The organism is Pseudomonas furukawaii, from assembly GCF_002355475.1.
Taxonomy (GTDB): Bacteria; Pseudomonadota; Gammaproteobacteria; order Pseudomonadales; family Pseudomonadaceae; genus Metapseudomonas; species Metapseudomonas furukawaii.
Genome location: NZ_AP014862.1, coordinates 3,505,137 through 3,523,591, shown reverse-complemented (window position 1 = coordinate 3,523,591; position 18,455 = coordinate 3,505,137). Strand labels below are relative to the sequence as shown.

Sequence of the window (18,455 nt, the reverse complement as noted above, 5' to 3'; positions counted from 1 at the left end):
CGCCTGATAACCGATTCTGGAAGAACCATGACACTGTCCATCCAACAAGGTCGCGCCGACGCGCGCCCGCACGCCCTCCGTTTCTCCCTTGCCGATGCCCGCCTGCGCTGGCGTCGCGGCTTCGCCCTGTTCCTCGGCCTTGCCCTGGCCGGCCAGGCACTGGCGCAGGAGCAGCCGGAGGAGATCGACGCCACCGTCATCACCGCCGTCCAGCAGAGCTCGCCGCTGACCGTGGTGACCGATCCCAGGCAACCGCGCCAGCCGGTGCCCGCCAGCGATGCCGCCGATTACCTGAAGACCATTCCCGGCTTCTCCGCCGTGCGCAACGGCGGCAGCAACAGCGATCCGGTGCTGCGTGGCATGCTCGGTTCGCGGCTCAACCTGCGCACCAATGGCGGTCTGATGATCGGCGCCTGTCCGTTCCGCATGGACGCCCCCAGCTCCTACATCTCGCCGGAGACCTTCGACAAGCTCACCGTGATCAAGGGCCCGCAGACCGTGCTCTGGGGGCCGGGCGCCTCCGCAGGCACCGTGCTGTTCGAGCGGGAGCCGGAATCCTTCAGCGAACTGGGCGGTCGCCTGCGCGGCAGCGTCCTGGCCGGCTCCAATGGCCGCTTCGACAAGGTGCTGGACGGCGCCGTCGGTGGCGAGCAGGGCTACCTGCGGCTGGTGGGCAACCAGGCCCAGGCCGACGACTACGAGGACGGCAGCGGGAACACCCTGCCGTCGCGCTGGAGCAAGTGGAACGGCGACCTGGCGCTGGGCTGGACCCCGGATGCCGATACCCTGGTGGAGCTCACGGCCGGCCGTGGCAACGGCGAGGCCCGCTACGCCGGGCGCGGCATGGACGGCAGCCAGTTCCTGCGGGAAAGCCTCGGCCTGCGCTTCGAGCGCAACAACATAAGTGAAGTGCTCGACAAGCTGGAGGCGCAGGTCTACTACAACTACGCCGACCATGTGATGGACAACTTCCGCCTGCGCAACCCCGATCCCACCAGCATGATGCCCATGCCGATGGCCTCCGCCGTCGACCGCCGCACCCTTGGCGGGCGCGTCGCCGCCACCTTCAAGTGGACCGACGTGGAGCTGGTGGCCGGGGTCGACGCCCTGCGCAGCGAGCACCGCGAGCGCAGCTCCCGCTACGACATGATAAGCGGCACCTACACCGACGCCGACCAGTTCGCCTGGGACAAGGACGCGGTGTTCCACAGCTACGGCGCCTTCGCCGAGTCCACCTGGTACCTGGCCCCGCGCAACCGCGCCATCGCTGGTGCGCGCCTGGACCGTTCCTCGGCCAAGGACTTTCGCGAAACCACCGGCATGATGGCCATGCCCAACCCCACCGCCGGCGAAACCCGCGCCGACACCCTGCCCAGCGGCTTCCTCCGCTACGAGCACGACCTGGCGGAGTCCCCCACGACCCTTTACGCCGGCCTGGGCCACGTACAGCGCTTCCCTGACTACTGGGAGCTGTTCTCACCGAAGCGGGGACCGGCCAGCGCCGCCAACGCCTTCGATGGGGTGAAGCCGGAGAAAACCACCCAGCTGGACCTTGGCGTGCAGTACAGCGGCGAGAACCTGGAGGCCTGGGCCTCCGGCTACCTCGGCCAGGTGCGCGACTACATCCTCTTCACCTACAGCCCGGGGATGATGGGCGCCACCTCCCGGGCCGAGAACATCGACGCGCGCATCATGGGCGGCGAACTGGGTGCGGCCTGGCGCTTCGCCCCCAACTGGAGGACCGACGCGACCCTGGCCTACGCCTGGGGCAAGAACAGCTCCGATGGCAAGGCGTTGCCGCAGATGCCGCCGCTGGAAGGCCGCCTCGGCCTGACCTTCGAGCAGGGCGACTGGAGCGCCGGTGCCCTCTGGCGCCTGGTGGCGGCGCAGAACCGCGTGGCCGAGGGCCAGGGCAATGTGGTGGGCCAGGACTTCGACAAGAGTGCCGGCTTCGGCGTGGTCTCGGCCAACGCCGCGTACCGCCTGAGCAAGGAGCTCAAGGTCAGCGCCGGAGTCGACAACCTCTTCGACAAGACCTACGCCGAGCACCTCAACCTCGCGGGCGACGCCGGCTTCGGCTTCCCGGCCGATCCGGTGGCGATCAACGAGCCGGGGCGAACCCTCTGGACCCGGCTGGACTTCAGCTTCTGATCCGGGCGGCCTTGCCCTGGGCCGGGGGCATTCGTCCCCTGGTCGTTCAACATGAATGGAACTTGAGTTCATCTCAAATACATTGAGTTTGTTTCATGCTCAGGGGCTCCGGACAATGTCGCCACGAATTGAAAGGAGCTCTATCCCATGGCACTGGCACATAACCTTGGCTTCCCCCGTATCGGCGGTGACCGCGAGCTGAAGAAGGCTCAGGAGGCCTTCTGGAAAGGCGAGCTGGACGAAGCGGGCCTGCGCGCCGTCGGCCGCGAGCTGCGCGCCCGGCACTGGCAAGTGCAGAAGGACGCCGGCATCGAGCTGCTGCCGGTCGGCGACTTCGCCTGGTACGACCAGGTACTGACCCATTCCCTGACCTTCGGCGTCATCCCCGAGCGCTTCCGTGGCCAGGGCGAGGCCGGGCCGACCCTGCAGACCCTGTTCGCCATGGCCCGTGGCACCCTTGGGGCGAAAGGCGGCGACAGCTGCTGCGGCGGTGCCCACGCCCAGCCGCTTCTCGCGCAGGAGCTAACCAAGTGGTTCGACACCAACTACCACTACCTGGTCCCGGAGTTCACCGCCGACCAGACCTTCGCCCTGAGCTGGGAGCAACTCTTCGAAGAGGTCGAAGAGGCCCAGGCCCTCGGCCATAAGGCCAAGCCCGTGGTGATCGGCCCGCTGACCTACCTCTGGCTGGGCAAGGCCAAGGGCGCCGAATTCGACAAACTCGAGCTGCTGGAGCGCCTGCTGCCGCTCTACGGGCAGATCTTCCAGCGCCTGGCCGCCCAGGGCGTGGAGTGGGTGCAGATCGACGAGCCGATCCTGGCGCTGGACCTGCCCCAGGACTGGAAGAACGCCTTCGAGCGCGGCTACAACCTGCTGCAGAAGGAGCCGCTGAAGAAGCTGGTGGCCACCTATTTCGGCGGGCTGGAGGACAACCTCGGCCTGGCCGCCGGCCTGCCGGTGGATGGCCTGCACATCGACCTGGTGCGCGCGCCCGAGCAGTACCCGACCATCCTCGACCGCCTGCCGGCCTACAAGGTGCTGTCGCTGGGCCTGGTGAACGGCCGCAACGTCTGGCGCTGCGACCTGGAGAAGGCCCTGGAGGTGCTGCGCCACGCCCACGACCGTCTTGGCGATCGCCTCTGGGTGGCGCCGTCGTGCTCGCTGCTGCACAGCCCGGTGGACCTGGCCCGCGAAGACCAGTTGGACGCTGAGCTGAAGAGCTGGCTGGCCTTCGCCGTGCAGAAGTGCGAGGAGGTCGCGGTACTGGCCCGTGCCCTGAGCGAGCCGGAAGCCCCGGACGTGCTCGCCGCCCTGGCCGCGAGCCGCGCCGTGCAGGCCAGCCGTGCCGCGTCGCCCCGTATCCACAATCCGGCCGTGCAGGCCCGTGTGGCGGCCCTGAAGCCGCAGGACAGCCAGCGTCCGTCGCCCTTCGCCACGCGCATCGCCAGCCAGCGGAACGGCCTCTACCTGCCGCTGTTCCCCACCACCACCATCGGTTCCTTCCCGCAGACCCCGGCCATTCGCCTGGCACGGCAGGCGTTCAGGCAGGGCCGGTTGTCCGAGGCGGAGTACACCGAGGCCATGCACAGCGAGATCCGCCACGCGGTGGAGGTGCAGGAGAAGCTGGGGCTGGACGTATTGGTCCACGGCGAAGCCGAACGCAACGACATGGTCGAGTACTTCGCCGAGCAACTGGACGGCTACGCCTTCACCCGCTTCGGCTGGGTCCAGAGCTACGGCTCCCGCTGCGTGAAACCGGCGGTGATCGTCGGTGACCTGAGCCGTCCCAAGGCCATGACGGTGGAGTGGATCACCTATGCCCAGGGCCTGACCGCAAAGTGGATGAAGGGCATGCTGACCGGCCCGGTGACCATGCTGATGTGGTCCTTCCCCCGCGAGGACCTGCCCCGTGAAGTGCAGGCCAGGCAACTGGCGCTGGCCATACGCGACGAGGTGCTGGACCTGGAGGCCGCCGGTATCCGCATCGTGCAGATCGACGAAGCCGCCTTCCGCGAGGGCCTGCCGCTGCGCCAGGCCGAGTGGCAGGGGTACCTGGACTGGGCTGCCGAAGCCTTCCGCCTGACCGCCAGCGGGGTGCGGGACGAGACCCAGATCCACACCCACATGTGCTACAGCGAGTTCAACGATGTGATCGAGTCCATCGCGGCCATGGACGCCGATGTGATCACCATCGAGACCTCCCGCTCGGACATGGAGTTGCTGGACGCCTTCGAGGCCTTCGCCTACCCGAACGAGATCGGCCCGGGCGTCTATGACATCCACTCGCCGCGTGTGCCGGGCAAGGAGGAAATGGTCAAGCTCCTGCGCAAGGCTGCGCAGCGGGTGCCGGTGGAACGCCTGTGGGTCAATCCGGACTGCGGCCTGAAGACCCGCGCCTGGCCGGAAACCGAGGCGGCCCTGGTGAACATGGTGGCGGCGGCCCAGCAACTGCGGGCCGAGTTCGCCTGAGGGCAATGCACCCTACGGCGGCCCGGAGCGCGTACCTGATCCGTAGGGTGCGCCGTGCGCACCGGGAAACCTCGAAGCCGCGATCGCGGTGCGCGCAGCGCACCCTACAGCCTGCGCCGGCGCTCTGTCCCCGTCCGCTGCGGGCCGAGTTCGCCTGAGGGCAATGCACCCTACGGCGGCCCGGAGCGCGTACCTGATCCGTAGGGTGCGCCGTGCGCACCGGGAAACCTCGAAGCCGCGATCGCGGTGCGCGCAGCGCACCCTACAGCCTGCGCCGGCGCCCCGGTCCCCGTCCGCTGCGGGCCGAGTTCGCCTGAGGGCAATGCACCCTGCGGCGGCCCGGAGCGCGTACCTCATCCGTAGGGTGCGCCGTGCGCACCGGGAAACCTCGAAGCCGTGATCGCGGTGCGCGCAGCGCACCCTACAGCCTGCGCCGGCGCCCCGGTCCCCGTCCGCTGCGGGCCGAGTTCGCCTGAGGGCAATGCACCCTGCGGCGGCCCGGAGCGCGTACCTCATCCGTAGGGTGCGCCGTGCGCACCGGGAAACCTCGAAGCCGTGATCGCGGTGCGCGCAGCGCACCCTACAGCCTGCGCCGGCGCCCTGTCCCCGTCCGCTGCGGGCCGAGTTCGCCTGAGGGCAATGCACCCTGCGGCGGCCCGGAGCGCGTACCTCATCCGTAGGGTGCGCCGTGCGCACCGGGAAACCTCGAAGCCGCGATCGCGGTGCGCGCAGCGCACCCTACAGCCTGTGCCGGCGCCCTGTCCCCGTCCACTGCGGGCCGAGTTCGCCTGAGGGCAATGCACCCTACGGCGGCCCGGAGCGCGTACCTCATCCGTAGGGTGCGCCGTGCGCACCGGGAAACCTCGAAGCCGCGATCGCGGTGCGCGCAGCGCACCCTACGGCCTGTGGCGGCGGCCCAGCAACTGCGGGCCGAGTTCGCCTGAGGGCAATGCACCCTACGGCGGCCCGGAGCGCGTACCTCATCCGTAGGGTGCGCCGTGCGCACCGGGAAACCTCGAAGCCGTGATCGCGGTGCGCGCAGCGCACCCTACAGCCTGCGCCGGCGCCCTGTCCCCGTCCGCTGCGGGCCGAGTTCGCCTGAGGGCAATGCACCCTGCGGCGGCCCGGAGCGCGTACCTCATCCGTAGGGTGCGCCGTGCGCACCGGGAAACCTCGAAGCCGCGATCGCGGTGCGCGCAGCGCACCCTACAGCCTGCGCCGGCGTCCTGTCCCCGTCCGCTGCGGGCCGAGTTCGCCTGAGGGCAATGCACCCTGCGGCGGCCCGGAGCGCGTACCTCATCCGTAGGGTGCGCCGTGCGCACCGGGAAACCTCGAAGCCGCGATCGCGGTGCGCGCAGCGCACCCTACGGCCTGTGGCGGCGGCCCAGCAACTGCGGGCCGAGTTCGCCTGAGGGCAATGCACCCTGCGGCGGCCCGGAGCGCGTACCTCATCCGTAGGGTGCCCCGTGCGCACCGGGAAACCTCGAAGCCGTGATCGCGGTGCGCGCAGCGCACCCTACAGCCTGCGCCGGCGCCCTGTCCCCGTCCGCGCCGATCAATACACGTCCCGCAGGTAGCGCTTCTGCCGGGCGAGGTCTTGCAGGTATTCGGCGGCGCGGTCGTCGTCGAGGCCGCCGTGCTGCCGGGCCAGGTCGCGCAGTGCCAGGTCCACGTCCTTCGCCATGCGGCTGGCATCGCCGCAGATGTAGAGGTGGGCGCCGTTTTGCAGCCAGCGCCAGAGCTCGGCGCCCTGTTCGCGGATGCGGTGCTGCACGTAGATCTTCTCCGCCTGGTCGCGGGAGAACGCGAGGCTCAGGTGGGTGAGCAGACCGTCCTGCTGCAGGGCGCCCAGCTCGTCGCGGTAGTAGAAGTCGGTGGCGGCGTGCTGCTCCCCGAAGAACAGCCAGTTGCGGCCCCGGGCGCCCCGGGCGCGGCGCTCCTGGAGGAAGCCCCGGAAGGGGGCGATGCCGGTGCCCGGACCGATCATCACCACGGGCAGGTCATTGTCTTCCGGCAGGCGGAAGTGCCGGGACGGCTGCACGAATACCGGGACGTCGCCGCCGTCGGCGCGGTCGGCGAGGAAGGTGGAGGCGACGCCCTTGCGCCGGCCGTAGCGCACCGCTGACACGGTCAGGTGGACTTCGTCCGGGTGGGCCTTGGGGCTGGAGGCGATGGAGTAGAGCCGAGGTTGCAGGCGTTTGAGGCTGCCCAGCAGGTCGTCGGCGGACAGGGCGGTGGGGCAGGCCTGGAGCACGTCGGCGAGTTGGCGCCCCCAGAGCCAGTCCTTGAGTTCGTCCTTGCGCGGGCCGAGCAGTGCCCGGAGGTCGGCGTCGCCGCTGCGTTCGGCGATCAGCGCCAGGGCTTCCTGGCTGGGGCGGGCGATCTCGTAGTGGCGGCTGAGGGCTTCCCGCAGGGGCACATCGCCCACTTTGGCGACGCTGACCGGCTGTTCGCCGTCGAGGCGCGCCAGTTGCAGGACTTCCTCCACCAGCTCCGGGCAGTTGCGCGGCCAGACCCCGAGGGCGTCACCGGCTTCATAGGTCAGTCCCGAATCCCCCAGTTGCAGGGCGAACATCCGGGTGTCCTTGCTGGCGCCGGCCGGGTTCAGGCGCAGGTTGGTCGTCAGGCGCGAGGCGAAGGGCCGCTCCCTGCTGGCCGCGGCCGGGGTGGATTCCACCGCTGCGGGCGCCGGGGCGTCGGTTCCCGGCCGCAGGGCGGCCAGCAGGTCCGCCAGCCAGGCCTCGGCGCTATCCTCGAAATCGGTGTCGCAATCCCGGCGCTCGCAGAGGCGGGTGGCGCCCAGCTCCGCCAGGCGCTGGTCGAGGTTGCGGCCATGCTGGCAGAACTGGTCGTAGTTGGGATCGCCGAGGGCCAGCACCGCGTAGCGCAAGGGTTCCAGGCGTTCCTGGCTGGCCTTGAGGGCATCCCAGAAGGCCTGGCCGTTGTCCGGTGCGTCGCCGTCGCCGAAGGTGCTGGTGAGCAGCACCAGGTTGTCGGTGTCGGCCAGTTCGGCCACGGGCACGTCCGCCATGGGCGCGAGACGCACGGCGAAGCCGGAGTCGGACAGGCGCGCGGCGAAGCGTTCGGCCAGGCTCTCCACCGTGCCGGTCTGGGAGGCCCAGAGCAGGGTCACCGGGGTGGCATCGGCGGTCGCCGGCTGGTCCGCGCGGGGGGGCACGGGGTCCAGGCGACTGAAGACGCCGGCGAGCATGCCGTCCAGCCAGAGCCGCGTGGTTTCGCCCAAGGGGGCGTGGGCGGGCAGGCTGGGAACGCCGCCGGCGGGGCTGGCGCGCAGGCCGCTGACGAATCCGGCCATGTAGGTGCGCTCGCGCTCGTTCAGCGGGGGCGGGGTGCCGGTTCCGACACCGACCAGGGCGGCGAAGGCTTCGATACGCGACATGGAAGAGGCCTCTTGGAGCTGGGAAGCGGGGGGCGGAGCGTCTTCGGCGGCGGACGTCTCCAGGAAACGGTGTTCGATCAGGTCGACGCGGCGCAGGCTGACGGCGCAGAACTTGAATTCCGGCTGCTGCGAGATGGGGTCGATGGCGTCGCTGGTCACGGCATTGATCGCCAGGTTGTCGCCGAACACATCGTTCCAGTGAAAGGGGGCGAAGCAGCCGCCGGGCAGCACGCGATCGGTGACCACCACCGGCAGCACCGCGTGGCCGCGCCGTGAGCGGATCTCCAGGTGGTCCCGGTCGCGCACGCCCAGGGCTTCGGCGTCGTCGGGGTGTACTTCGACGAAGGGGCCGGGGTTGAGCTTGTTGAGGGTGGCGATCTTTCCGGTCTTGGTCAGGGTGTGCCACTGGTGCTGCAGGCGCCCGGTGTTGAGCACGAAGGGAAAGTCCGCGTCCGGCATTTCGCCAGGGTCCAGGTGCGGCCGGGGGAAGAACCGGCCCTTGCCGCTGGCGGTGGCGAAGCTGAGGCGCGGGAGGCCGCCATCTTCGCGCAGGCGCAGGGACTGGCTGACGCCGTCGTTGAGGTAGCGGATCGGCTGGCGGTCGGGACTTTCCTCATCGGCGCAGGGCCATTGCAACGGGCCCCGGCGCAGGCGGTCATGGCTGGCGCCACGGATGTCGTACCCGGTCCCGGGGTTGTGGAAGGCCTTGATCTCGTCGAACACCTGGTCCACCGAGGTGTAGCTGAACGCCTCGGCGAAGCCCATGGCGCAGGCCACCTCGGCGATGATGCGCCAGTCCGCCATGGCCTCGCCGGGGGGCTCGACGGCCTGCTGCATGAGGGTCAGGTTGCGCTCGGAGTTGATCATCACGCCCTCGGCCTCGGCCCAGAGGGCGCCGGGCAGGAGGATGTCGGCGTAGCGGTTGGTCTCGGTGTCGAGGTAGGCGTCCTGGGTGATCACCAGTTCGGCGGCCTGGAGTCCCTCGATCACCTTGCTGCGGTTGGCCACGCTGGCCACCGGGTTGGTGCAGATGATCCAGCAGGCCTTCACCTTGCCGGCGGCCATGTCGTCGTAGAGGGCGATGGTGCCGCCGCCCAGGCGGGTGTGCAGGGTTCCCGGCTGCACGCCCCAGGCCCGCTCGACGAAGGCGCGGTCGTCCTCCGCCAGCACGCTGCGCTGGCCGGGCAGGCCGGGGCCCATGTAGCCCATTTCCCGACCGCCCATGGCGTTGGGCTGGCCGGTGAGGGAGAAGGGACCGCTGCCGGGGCGGCAGATCGCGCCGGTGGCCAGGTGCAGGTTGCACAGGGCGTTGGTGTTCCAGGTGCCGTGGGTGCTCTGGTTCAGGCCCATGGTCCAGCAACTCATCCAGTCACCGGCCTCGCCGATCCAGCGTGCGGCCTGGCGGATGGCGGCTTCGTCGAGGCCGGTGAGTGCCGCCACCCGCTCCGGGCTGTAGTCGGCGAGGAAGTCCGGCATCGCGTCCCAGCCCTCGGTGAATTCGGCGATGAAGGCCGGGTCGGTGTGGCAATTGGCGTGGAGCAGGTGCAGCAGGCCGTTGAGCAGGGCCAGGTCGGTGCCCGGGCGGATCTGCAGGAAGAGGTCGGCCTTGTCGGCCGTGGCGTTGCGTCGGGGGTCGACGACGATCAGCTTCGCCCCGGCCTTGACCCGGTCCATCATCCGCAGGAAGAGGATGGGGTGGCAGTCGGCCATGTTGGCGCCGATGACGAAGAACAGGTCGGCGCGGTCGAAATCCTCATAGGACCCGGGCGGGCCGTCGGACCCCAGCGACAGCTTGTAGCCGCTGCCGGCGCTGGCCATGCACAGGCGCGAGTTGGACTCGACCTGGTTGGTGCCGATGAAGCCCTTGGCCAGCTTGTTCACCAGGTACTGGGCCTCCAGGGACATCTGCCCGGAGACGTAGAAGGCGATCGCGTCCGGCCCGTGCGCGTCGAGGATGCCGCGAAGGCGCGAGGCGGTGGCGGCGATGGCGCTGGCCATGGGCGTCTGCACCGGGTCGTGGGAGCGGTCGTCGCGCAGGTAGGCGTGTTCCATGCGCCCGGAGTCGGTGATGGCCTGGAGGCTGGTGCTGCCCTTGGTGCAGAGTCGGCCGAAATTGGCCGGGTGCCCTTTGTCGCCGGAGACCTTCACCACGCGCCCCTGTGCCACCTGCATGAGGATGCCGCAGCCGACGCCGCAGTAAGGGCACACGCTTCGAATGGTTGTCTCGGTCACAGCAGCCTCCGGAAAGCAAAAACGCCGCGCCCCTCGAATGAGGGGACACGGCGTCTTTGTCGTGGGTGTGGCAACCGCCATTGGCTGCCTTGGGGTTCCTTTAGCAAGGGCCAGGCCAGCTTGCGCCAGGTCGCTGCTGGCGCGCCGGGCGGGCGTTGGGAGCGGTCGGGGCGGGGCGGCGCCGTGCACGGATATATGGCGATCGGAGTGCGGGCTGCCCCAAGGTGGTGCTGGTCGATCCAGGGCACCTCGTATTCGGCGAAGCGCCGAGTGGCCGAGGGGGCCGATGGGTGACCGTCGCATCCGGAGGCGGCGATATAGCCTTTTCATCAGGGCTTATATCGCCAGCGCCGGATCGTTAGCCGGAGCCCCGGGTGTCGAATGCTGCTGGCCGGGAGTGTGTTATGAGCATTCGCCTGCCTTCCCCTCGGGCCCGGTCCTTGAGCCGGACCGGTCGCTGGCCGCTTATCGGCGCCTGCATCTGGCTGTTCCTGATGACCCTGCTGGGCGCTGAGCTGGCGGCGGGGCAGGGTTCCGGACAGCGCCCGGGGGAGTGGCGAAGGGCGCCCCGGGCATTGGAATGGTCACCGGCTGAGGCGGTGACTGATGCCCGTGTCCTCGGGACCTGGTTTCCAAGGTTCCAGCCGGTTCGCACGACGAGGCTGCGGTGAATGCCGCCGATGCCCTCAGAACAGGGCCATCTGCCTGTCGATCAGCGAGGCGAAGTCATCGCCCACGAAAGGCAGGATGGCATCGGCCACCGGCTGCAGCTGGCGGGTGAGGTAGTGGTCGTAGTCGATGGCGGAGCGACGGTTTTCCAGGGGTTCTGGGCCGTTCAGGGTGATCAGGTAGCTGATCCAGCCGCCGTTCTGGTACTGGCGCGGCCGGCCCTGGCGGTCGTTGTAGTCGTCCGCCATGCGCGCGGCGCGGACATGGGGCGGGACGTTGCGGGTGTAGTCCTCCAGCTGCCGGCGCAGGCGCTTGCGGTAGACCAGCAACTCGTCCAGCTCCCCTGACAGGGTGCGGGCCACGTAGTCGCGCACATAGTCCTGGTAGGGCTCGCGGTCGAAGATCAGCTGGTAGAGCTCCTGCTGGAAGCGCTGGGCCAGGGGCGACCAGTCGGTGCGCACGGTTTCCAGCCCCTTGTAGACCATCTCCCGGCTGCCGTCGGGGCGCACCACCAGCCCGGCGTAGCGCTTCTTGCTGCCTTCCTCGGCGCCCCGGATGGTGGGCATGAGGAAGCGCTGGTAGTGGGTCTCGAACTGCAGTTCGAGGGCGCTGTCCAGGCCGTACTCCCGGGCCAGGTGCTCGCGCCACCACTGGTTCACCCGCTGAACCAGGGCGCGGCCGATGCGGGCGGCGTCTTCTTCGGCGTGGGGGCGTTTGAGCCAGACGAAGGTGGAGTCGGTGTCGCCGTAGATCACCGCGTAGCCTTCGGCCTCGATCAGTTCGCGGGTGCGCCGCATGATCTCGTGGCCGCGCAGGGTGATGGAGGAGGCCAGGCGCGGATCGAAGAAGCGGCAACCGCTGGAACCCAGGACGCCGTAGAAGGCGTTCATGATGATCTTCAGGGCCTGGGACAGGGCCTTGTTGCCCTCGCGCTTGGCCGCTTCCCGGCCCTGCCAGACCTTCTCGACGATGGACGGCAGGCTGTGCCGGGTGCGGGAGAAGCGCGCGCCCCGGAAGCCCGGTACCGAGTGCTGGTCGTCCGGCTGGCGCAGGCCTTCGATCAGGCCCACCGGGTCGATCAGGAAGCTGCGGATGATGGACGGGTAGAGGCTCTTGTAGTCGAGCACCAGCACCGACTCGTAGAGCCCCGGGCGCGAGTCCATGACGAAGCCGCCGGGGCTGGCCTCCGGTTGCTTGTCGCCCAGGTTGGGGGCGACGAAGCCCTGGCGGTGCATCAGCGGCATGTAGAGGTGGGTGAAGGCCGCCACCGAGCCGCCGCTGCGGTCCACCGGCAGCCCGGTGACGGTGGCGCGCTCCAGGAGGAAGCCCAGCAGCCCGGTCTTGTCGAAGATGCGGGTGACCAGTTCGCAGTCCTTGAGGTTGTAGCGCGCCAGGGCGGGCTTGTCCTCGGCGAACATGCGGTTGATCTCGTCCATGCGCTGGTAGGGCGTGTCGATGGCCTTGCCTTCGCCCAGCAGGGTCTGGGCGACGTTTTCCAGGCTGAAGGAGGGGAAGCTCCAGGTGGCCGAGCGCAGGGCCTCGATGCCGTCGATGATCAGGCGGCCGGCGGCTTCCGCGAAGAAGTGCTGGTTGCCGCTGCCGTGCTCCCGCCAGCCCATGGGGTCGCCGCCCCGGCCCAGGCGCAGCGGGACCTTGAGCTTCTCGGCGTGGGCCTGCAGGACCCGCAGGTCGAACTGCACCAGGTTCCAGCCGATGATGGCGTCCGGATCGTGCTCGGCCAGCCAGCGGTTCAGGGCCTCCAGCAGGTCGGCGCGGCTGTCGTGGTATTCCAGCTGGAAGTCCAGGTTGCCGGCGTCGCCATTGGCCGGGCCGAGCATGTAGACCTGGCGCTGGCCGCAGCCTTCCAGGGCGATGGAATAGAGTTCGCCGCGTTCGCTGGTCTCGATGTCCAGGGACGCCAGGCGCAGCTGTGGACGGTAGCCATCGAGGGGCCTCAGCTGGGCGTCCCGCACCAGGCCGTCGGCGTCGAGGGTGCCGTCGAACTGCACCGGGGCGGTGATGAAGCGCTCCATGAGGTAGCGCTCGGGCGGACGGATATCGGCTTCGTAGACCTCGACCCCGGCCTTGCGCAGCGCCTTCTCCAGGCGCATCAGCTGGCGGTGCTGGCGGCAGTAGAGGCCCAGCACCGGCCGATGCTGGAAGTCGGCGAGGGACAGGGGGCGCAGTTCGGCATCGCGCTCACCGGCGATCAGGGCCTCGGCGCGAGTCCGCTGTGCGGCGGGAATGAAGGCGACCGACGTCTGCAGCGGCAGGCGTACCCGTACCGGGCCCTGGTCGGTGGAGAGCCAGAAGTCCACTTCGGTGCCTTCCGGCGTATCCCGCCAATGCCGGGTCAGGACGAACCCTCGATTCAACTCCACTGCTTCAACCCCGAGCCTGTCTCACTGGCGGATTCTACCCGGCATGGCGTGTCGGCGCGCCTTGGACAGGGTGGTTTCAATATTGTTCAAAGTGCCTGAAGAACCTGTTCTAAGCCATTGAATTGACAGTATACATTTTGTCCGAAGTACCTTGATTTCCCTGGCCGCAAGGGCGGTTTTTCTTTATCCTCCCCGGCCTTTTCATACCTGCCACGGAGACCACCATGCTGGATAACACTCTGGTACAGCTCGAAGAGCTCGTCAGCGAACTGCTGCAGCAGAATCAGGCCATCACCGAAGACAACGCCCGTATCCGCGCCGAACTGCGCAAGGCTCGCGAGGAGAACGATTCCCTGCAACTGGCCGTGATGGAACAGGAAGAGAAGCACAGCGCCACCGCCGAACGCCTGCAGGCCCTGGTCCGCCGCGTCAGCGAGAGCCGCGTTAGCGCATGAGTACCGATGGTGTCCGGGTACTGCGCATCCTGGGGCGCGAGTACAACATCAAGGCACCGGCCGGCGAAGAGCAGGTGCTGCAGGATGCGGCAGCGATGCTGCAGGCGGAGATCGCCGCCAACAAGAAGAAATTCCCCTACGTCACCAGCAACGAGCTGGTGGTGCTTTCCGCGCTCAACCTTTGCGCGCGTCAGTTGAACGCTGACGATACCCCGACGGACACCGACGCCGTCGCCCGGCGACTGGCGACCCTCAACCGGCGCATTCGCGAACAGCTGGGTGCCCAGAACGGCTGAGTCCGACGGATGCCCGGAGTCATGCAAGGCCCCCTCCGCCCATTCCGGGTGAGGGGGCTTTTTGTTGGTTCATCGCGGATTATCGGGGAAATCCTGTTCACACTGGATTGGCGATTCTGCGTGGCGCCCTGACCCACTCCCAGTCTGCGGATACCGCCCTCTCCCCCGCCCCTCTCCCAGAAGAGGAGAGGGGTGACTCGCGCCGGCAGGGGACAAGTCATCCTGCTGCCGAAACCGATCTGAAACCAGGCGAAGACGATGACGCCGCGCGAAGTGCCCCGTCAGGAGGCCGAGCGGAGTCGTCGTGCAGGGGGACGAGCGGCATGGATGCCGCGAGAGGCGTGTGGGGCCATGGATGGCCCCTCGCGCCGTGCCCCCGTAGCGGCGATGCAGCGAGGGGACCCGGCGAAGCCGGGCCGGATGCAGGGGCAAGCCCTTTGGTTCCTTTCGGCGATTGAGAAAGGGACTCGCCCGGGAGGGCGAAACAGCAACTCGCAGCCTGCGCGGAAATGAGCCGAGCCCCCACAAAACCTGACGCCGGTTCGACAATCCGGCTTGAGCAAGTCCCTTCCCCGATAATCTGCGAAGAACCTTTTTGTTGGCATCAGGGCAGGATGCGGAGGATGTCGGCGCGGTTGATCTCGGTGCGGCCGTCCTCGTACCAGGACGGAATGGACTCCTTGAGCAGTTCCTTGTCGCCGTCCAGCCGGAAGGGCTGGGTGTAGCGCTTCTTGCGATAGGAGTAGATGTAGTAGGTGCCGTCGCGGTAGAGGATGCGGTCGAAGGTGTAGAAGCCGATGTGCGAGCCATTGCAGCGTGCCGTCAGCACCACGTCGCCTTCCTCGTAGGGCAGGGCGCCTTCGGCGCATTCGTAGGTGAAGAACTCGCGGACGTCGTCCCAGGCCACGCCGTCGCTGCTGGCCTTGAGGTGCTCGCGGGCCTCCTCCTCGGACTGTTCGGAGTGGTCGCTGTACCAGATGAACAGCGGGATGCTCTGGTTGATGTCGTCTCCCAGCCAGCCTTCGCTGTCCAGGTACTCGGCGGTGCGCGCCAGGCCGGCTTGCATGCGGCGGTGGCTCTGCCTGTAGACGTCCAGGGCATCCTCGAAGGCCTGGGAGGCGACGCAGGGCATCACGCCATCCACGGCCTTGAGGGCCTGCACCCGGGCCAGGTAGGCGTCGTACAGGGCGGCGTCGGTGATCACGGTGGCGGTGTCGCGCACCAGGCTCACGCCCACCTGGGTCAGGTTGGCGCTGCCGAGGATGACGGTGTCCGGCTCCACCAGGTAGAGCTTCCAGTTCACGCTGGCCTGGCTGCGGAAGTCGACGGTGAGCTGCAGCGCGGGGTTCGCCTCGTTGAGGCAGTGCTCGATGAAGTCCGGGGAGGTCAGGGAACTGATGGTCCCCACCAGGATGTCCAGTTGGTTGTCGTTCTCGATCATCTGATCGATCAGGGCTTCGGTGCCGCTTGCGAAGGCTGAAACTATCGTGATCTTCCTTCCGCCAAGGTCGCCCAGATAGGTCTCAAGGCTGTCTTCGTAATCCAGAATTTCCATACAGTCTCCAGCGACATCATTTCTTGCAATTGCGTCATTTTCGCACAGGCAGTGGGATAAACCACTGCCTGAATAGTCCTTTGCGGGTCCGTGCGGAGCCCGCGCGGGGCGTGTCAGCCCCGTCTGTCAGTCGGCGCCTTCCGCGAATCGCTGCAGGGCCTCGCCGTCCAGGCGGTAGCGCACCCACTCGTCCTGGGGCAGCGCGCCGATGGAACGGTAGAAGTCGATGGCCGGCTGGTTCCAGTCCAGCACGCTCCATTCCAGGCGGCCGCAATCGTTGGCGCGGGCCTCCCGGGCGATTTCCCGCAGCAGGCGGCGGCCGGCACCCGAGCCGCGCTGGTCCGGGGTGATGTAGAGGTCTTCCAGGTAGATGCCGTTGCGTCCCAGCCAGGTGGAGTAGCTGTAGAAGTAGACGGCATAGCCGATGGGGCGGTCGTCCTTCAGGCAGATCAGCGCCCGGGAGGGGGCGTTCTCGGCGAACAGGGTGCGGCGGATGTCCTCGACGCTGGCGATGACTTCATGGCCGGCCTTCTCGTAGATCGCCAGCTCGATGATGAAGTCGAGGATCTGCTGGGCGTCTTCGGCGCGGGCGGGGCGGATCGAGAGGGTCAATTGAGTGCTCCTGTATGTGATGGGCGGATCATCCCGGGTTTTCCGCGAATGAGCATGAAGCCTTCGCTAAGCTTTCGGAACTGGCCCGGTATGAACGGGGGAACCAAGGCATGATCCTGCTGGCGAGCGTGGCCCTGGCGCTGCTCATGGGGTTTGCCGTGCAGCGTGGCGGCACCTGCCTGGTGGCCGCCCTGGAGGAGGTGGTGCAGAAGCACCGCTGGGATCGCCTGAGGGCGTTGCTGGAAACCTCCCTCTGGGTGCTGGGCGGCTTCGTCCTCCTGCGGGCGTTCGACCGTCTGCCCGAGGTGCCCATGGGCTACCCGTTGCACGGGTACGCGGCGCTGGGCGGTGCCTTGCTGGGGCTTGGGGCCTTCATCAACGGAGGCTGCGCCTTCGGCGTGGTGGCGCGCATCGGCTCCGGCCAGTGGGCCTGGCTGGCGACGCCTCCGGGCTTTCTCGCGGGGTTCGCCCTCGCCGGGCCGGGGCTGGGAATGGACGCCATGCCGGTGGCGATTCCCGAGTGGCTGCGGCAGGTGCCCATCGCCCTGGTTCCGCTCATCATCGCGGTGCTGGTGGCGCGCCTGGGCTGGCTGGTCTGGAATCGCTACAACGGCAACGTCGCCGCCAGTGCCTGGTCGCCCCATCACGCCACCCTCGTCATCGGTGTGAGTTTCCTGCTGCTGTTCGTCTGCGTCGGAGCCTGGGCCTACACGGACATCCTCGCGGAACTGGCCACCGGTCGCTTCATGGAACTGGGGCTGCGGGGATTGCTGTTGCCTGCGCTGTTCGCCGGTGCCCTGCTGGGGGGCTGGACTGCTGGTCTCTGGCAGCATCGCTGGCCGCGTCCTCTGATGGTGCTCAGGTGTCTTGTCGGTGGTGTGCTGATGGGGCTGGGTTCCAGCCTGGTGCCCGGGGGCAACGACAGCCTGATCCTGTTCGGCATGCCGCTGCTCTGGCCCAACGCCTGGCTGGCTTTCGCCTGCATGTGCGGGGTGGCGCTGTCCGCCTTGTGGCTGGCGAGTCGCTGGGGCCTCAACCGCTGATGCAGGAGCGAGCTTGCTCCCAGGATCACGCAGAATCAAAAAAACGCCGCTTTCCTGCTGAAGGAAAAACGGCGTTCTTCATGTGAACAGCATACGGCGGGTCGCCGGGCTCCTGGAGCGCTGTCATCCGCCGCCGATCAGGCCGCGTTATGGAAGGTCTTTCCCCGGGCCTTGCCCTCCACCTGCCTGCGACAGGCTTCGCCGAAGGCCTGGAAGATCTTCACCGAGTCGGGGTTCTGCGCCGCCTGCCATTCCGGGTGCCATTGCACCGCGAAGAGGAAGGGGGAGAGGCTCGGTGCATGGATGGCTTCCACCAGGCCGTCTTCGGCATGGGCGATGGCTTCGATGCCCTTGCCCAGGGTCTTGAGGCCCTGGCCATGCAGCGAGTTCACCTGGATGGTGTCGGTGCCCAGGGTCTTGTGCAGCCAGCTGTTGGCCTGGACGCGCACGCTGTGGACGGGGGCGTACTGCACGGCGACCGGGTCTTCCGGGTTCTCGCGGTGGTCGTTGAAGCCGGGTTCGGCATAGAGCTTCTGGTGCATGTCGCCACCCAGGGCCACGTTGATTTCCTGCATGCCACGGCAGATGCCGAAGATGGGCAGGCCACGGGCGATGGCGGCACGGATCAGGGGCAGGTCGAAGTTGTCGCGATCCTTGTCCTGGCCCTTTTCCGGGGTCAGGTTTTCCTGGCCGTAGAGGGTCGGGTCGATGTTGCTGCCGGCACCGGTGAGGTACAGGCCGTCAGCCATGTCGAGGTACTGCTCGAGGTCTTCGATACCGCAGCAGGTGGGTACGAGGACCGGCACGCATTCGGAGATTTCTACCAGCGGGGTGATGTATTTGTGGGTCATCACTTGGTAGTCGTGGCCCTTGCGTTCCTGGGCGCCCATGGACATCAGGACGACCGGTTTACGAGTGGTCTGTTTCTTATTGCCAATGTTGCTGTTGGACATATTTCACCTTGGGACAGGGCTCAGCCTATCGTTGTTGTGCAGGCGCGCCAGAGAGGTGTTGGCGCTACCTGAGGCCCCGAGCACTGCCGGTGATCGACGGTGCGATCGCCGGTCGAGGCCTGAGATATAGCCTGCCAGAGCCGTTAAATATGTCAAACGAGGCCGACGAAAAACGTAAAGAATAATGGCCGATTTTTATCGGATAATTTTTGCTAAGTGTTTGATAGATAACCCTTTAT

General features: G+C 67.9%; 10 protein-coding genes. 5 read left to right on the top strand and 5 right to left on the bottom strand.

Annotation, left to right across the window (positions count from 1 at the left end; all coding sequences use genetic code 11):
• Positions 1–27: 27 nt before the first annotated feature.
• Both KF707C_RS16335 and metE read left to right on the top strand, forming a co-directional pair.
• Entirely contained in the window at positions 28–2,151 is a 2,124-nt protein-coding gene (locus KF707C_RS16335; RefSeq protein WP_003448147.1) for a TonB-dependent copper receptor, read from the top strand.
• Between the two features lie 147 nt (positions 2,152–2,298).
• Positions 2,299–4,620 (top strand): 5-methyltetrahydropteroyltriglutamate--homocysteine S-methyltransferase, encoded by a 2,322-nt coding sequence (gene metE, locus KF707C_RS16330; protein WP_003448149.1) that lies wholly within the window; start codon positions 2,299–2,301, stop codon positions 4,618–4,620.
• 1,555 nt (positions 4,621–6,175) lie between these two features.
• Here metE and KF707C_RS16325 read toward each other — a convergent pair.
• Positions 6,176–10,252, bottom strand: coding sequence for a bifunctional nitrate reductase/sulfite reductase flavoprotein subunit alpha (locus KF707C_RS16325; RefSeq protein WP_003451909.1), 4,077 nt, complete (start codon positions 10,250–10,252; stop codon positions 6,176–6,178).
• Between the two features lie 686 nt (positions 10,253–10,938).
• A complete protein-coding gene (locus KF707C_RS16315) occupies positions 10,939–13,302 on the bottom strand; it encodes a DNA polymerase II (RefSeq protein ID WP_003451905.1) in 2,364 nt (787 codons plus the stop codon).
• Positions 13,303–13,526: 224 nt separating this feature from the next.
• Between KF707C_RS16315 and KF707C_RS16310 the strand changes: the two genes are divergently transcribed.
• Positions 13,527–13,757, top strand: a complete 231-nt coding sequence (locus KF707C_RS16310; RefSeq protein WP_003451901.1) for a hypothetical protein — start codon at positions 13,527–13,529, stop codon at positions 13,755–13,757.
• Positions 13,754–14,053 carry a cell division protein ZapA gene (locus KF707C_RS16305; protein ID WP_003451898.1) on the top strand — a complete coding sequence of 100 codons (300 nt, stop codon included), beginning with the start codon at positions 13,754–13,756 and terminating at the stop codon, positions 14,051–14,053. Before KF707C_RS16310 ends, KF707C_RS16305 begins: the two co-directional genes overlap by 4 nt.
• 604 nt (positions 14,054–14,657) lie before the next feature.
• Here KF707C_RS16305 and KF707C_RS16300 read toward each other — a convergent pair.
• Positions 14,658–15,608, bottom strand: a complete 951-nt coding sequence (locus KF707C_RS16300; protein WP_003449176.1) for a phospholipase D-like domain-containing protein — start codon at positions 15,606–15,608, stop codon at positions 14,658–14,660.
• Positions 15,609–15,734: 126 nt separating this feature from the next.
• Positions 15,735–16,220 carry a GNAT family N-acetyltransferase gene (locus KF707C_RS16295; RefSeq protein WP_003449177.1) on the bottom strand — a complete coding sequence of 162 codons (486 nt, stop codon included), beginning with the start codon at positions 16,218–16,220 and terminating at the stop codon, positions 15,735–15,737.
• Between the two features lie 110 nt (positions 16,221–16,330).
• Here KF707C_RS16295 and KF707C_RS16290 point away from each other — a divergent pair, with 110 nt between their 5' ends.
• The gene (locus KF707C_RS16290; RefSeq protein WP_003449178.1) at positions 16,331–17,263 is read left to right on the top strand and encodes a YeeE/YedE thiosulfate transporter family protein; all 933 of its coding nucleotides are present in this window, start codon (positions 16,331–16,333) and stop codon (positions 17,261–17,263) included.
• Positions 17,264–17,400: 137 nt separating this feature from the next.
• Here KF707C_RS16290 and KF707C_RS16285 read toward each other — a convergent pair whose 3' ends face one another.
• On the bottom strand, positions 17,401–18,216 hold the full coding sequence (locus KF707C_RS16285) for a gamma-glutamyl-gamma-aminobutyrate hydrolase family protein (protein ID WP_003449179.1): 816 nt from the start codon (positions 18,214–18,216) through the stop codon (positions 17,401–17,403).
• Between the last annotated feature and the right edge of the window lie 239 nt (positions 18,217–18,455).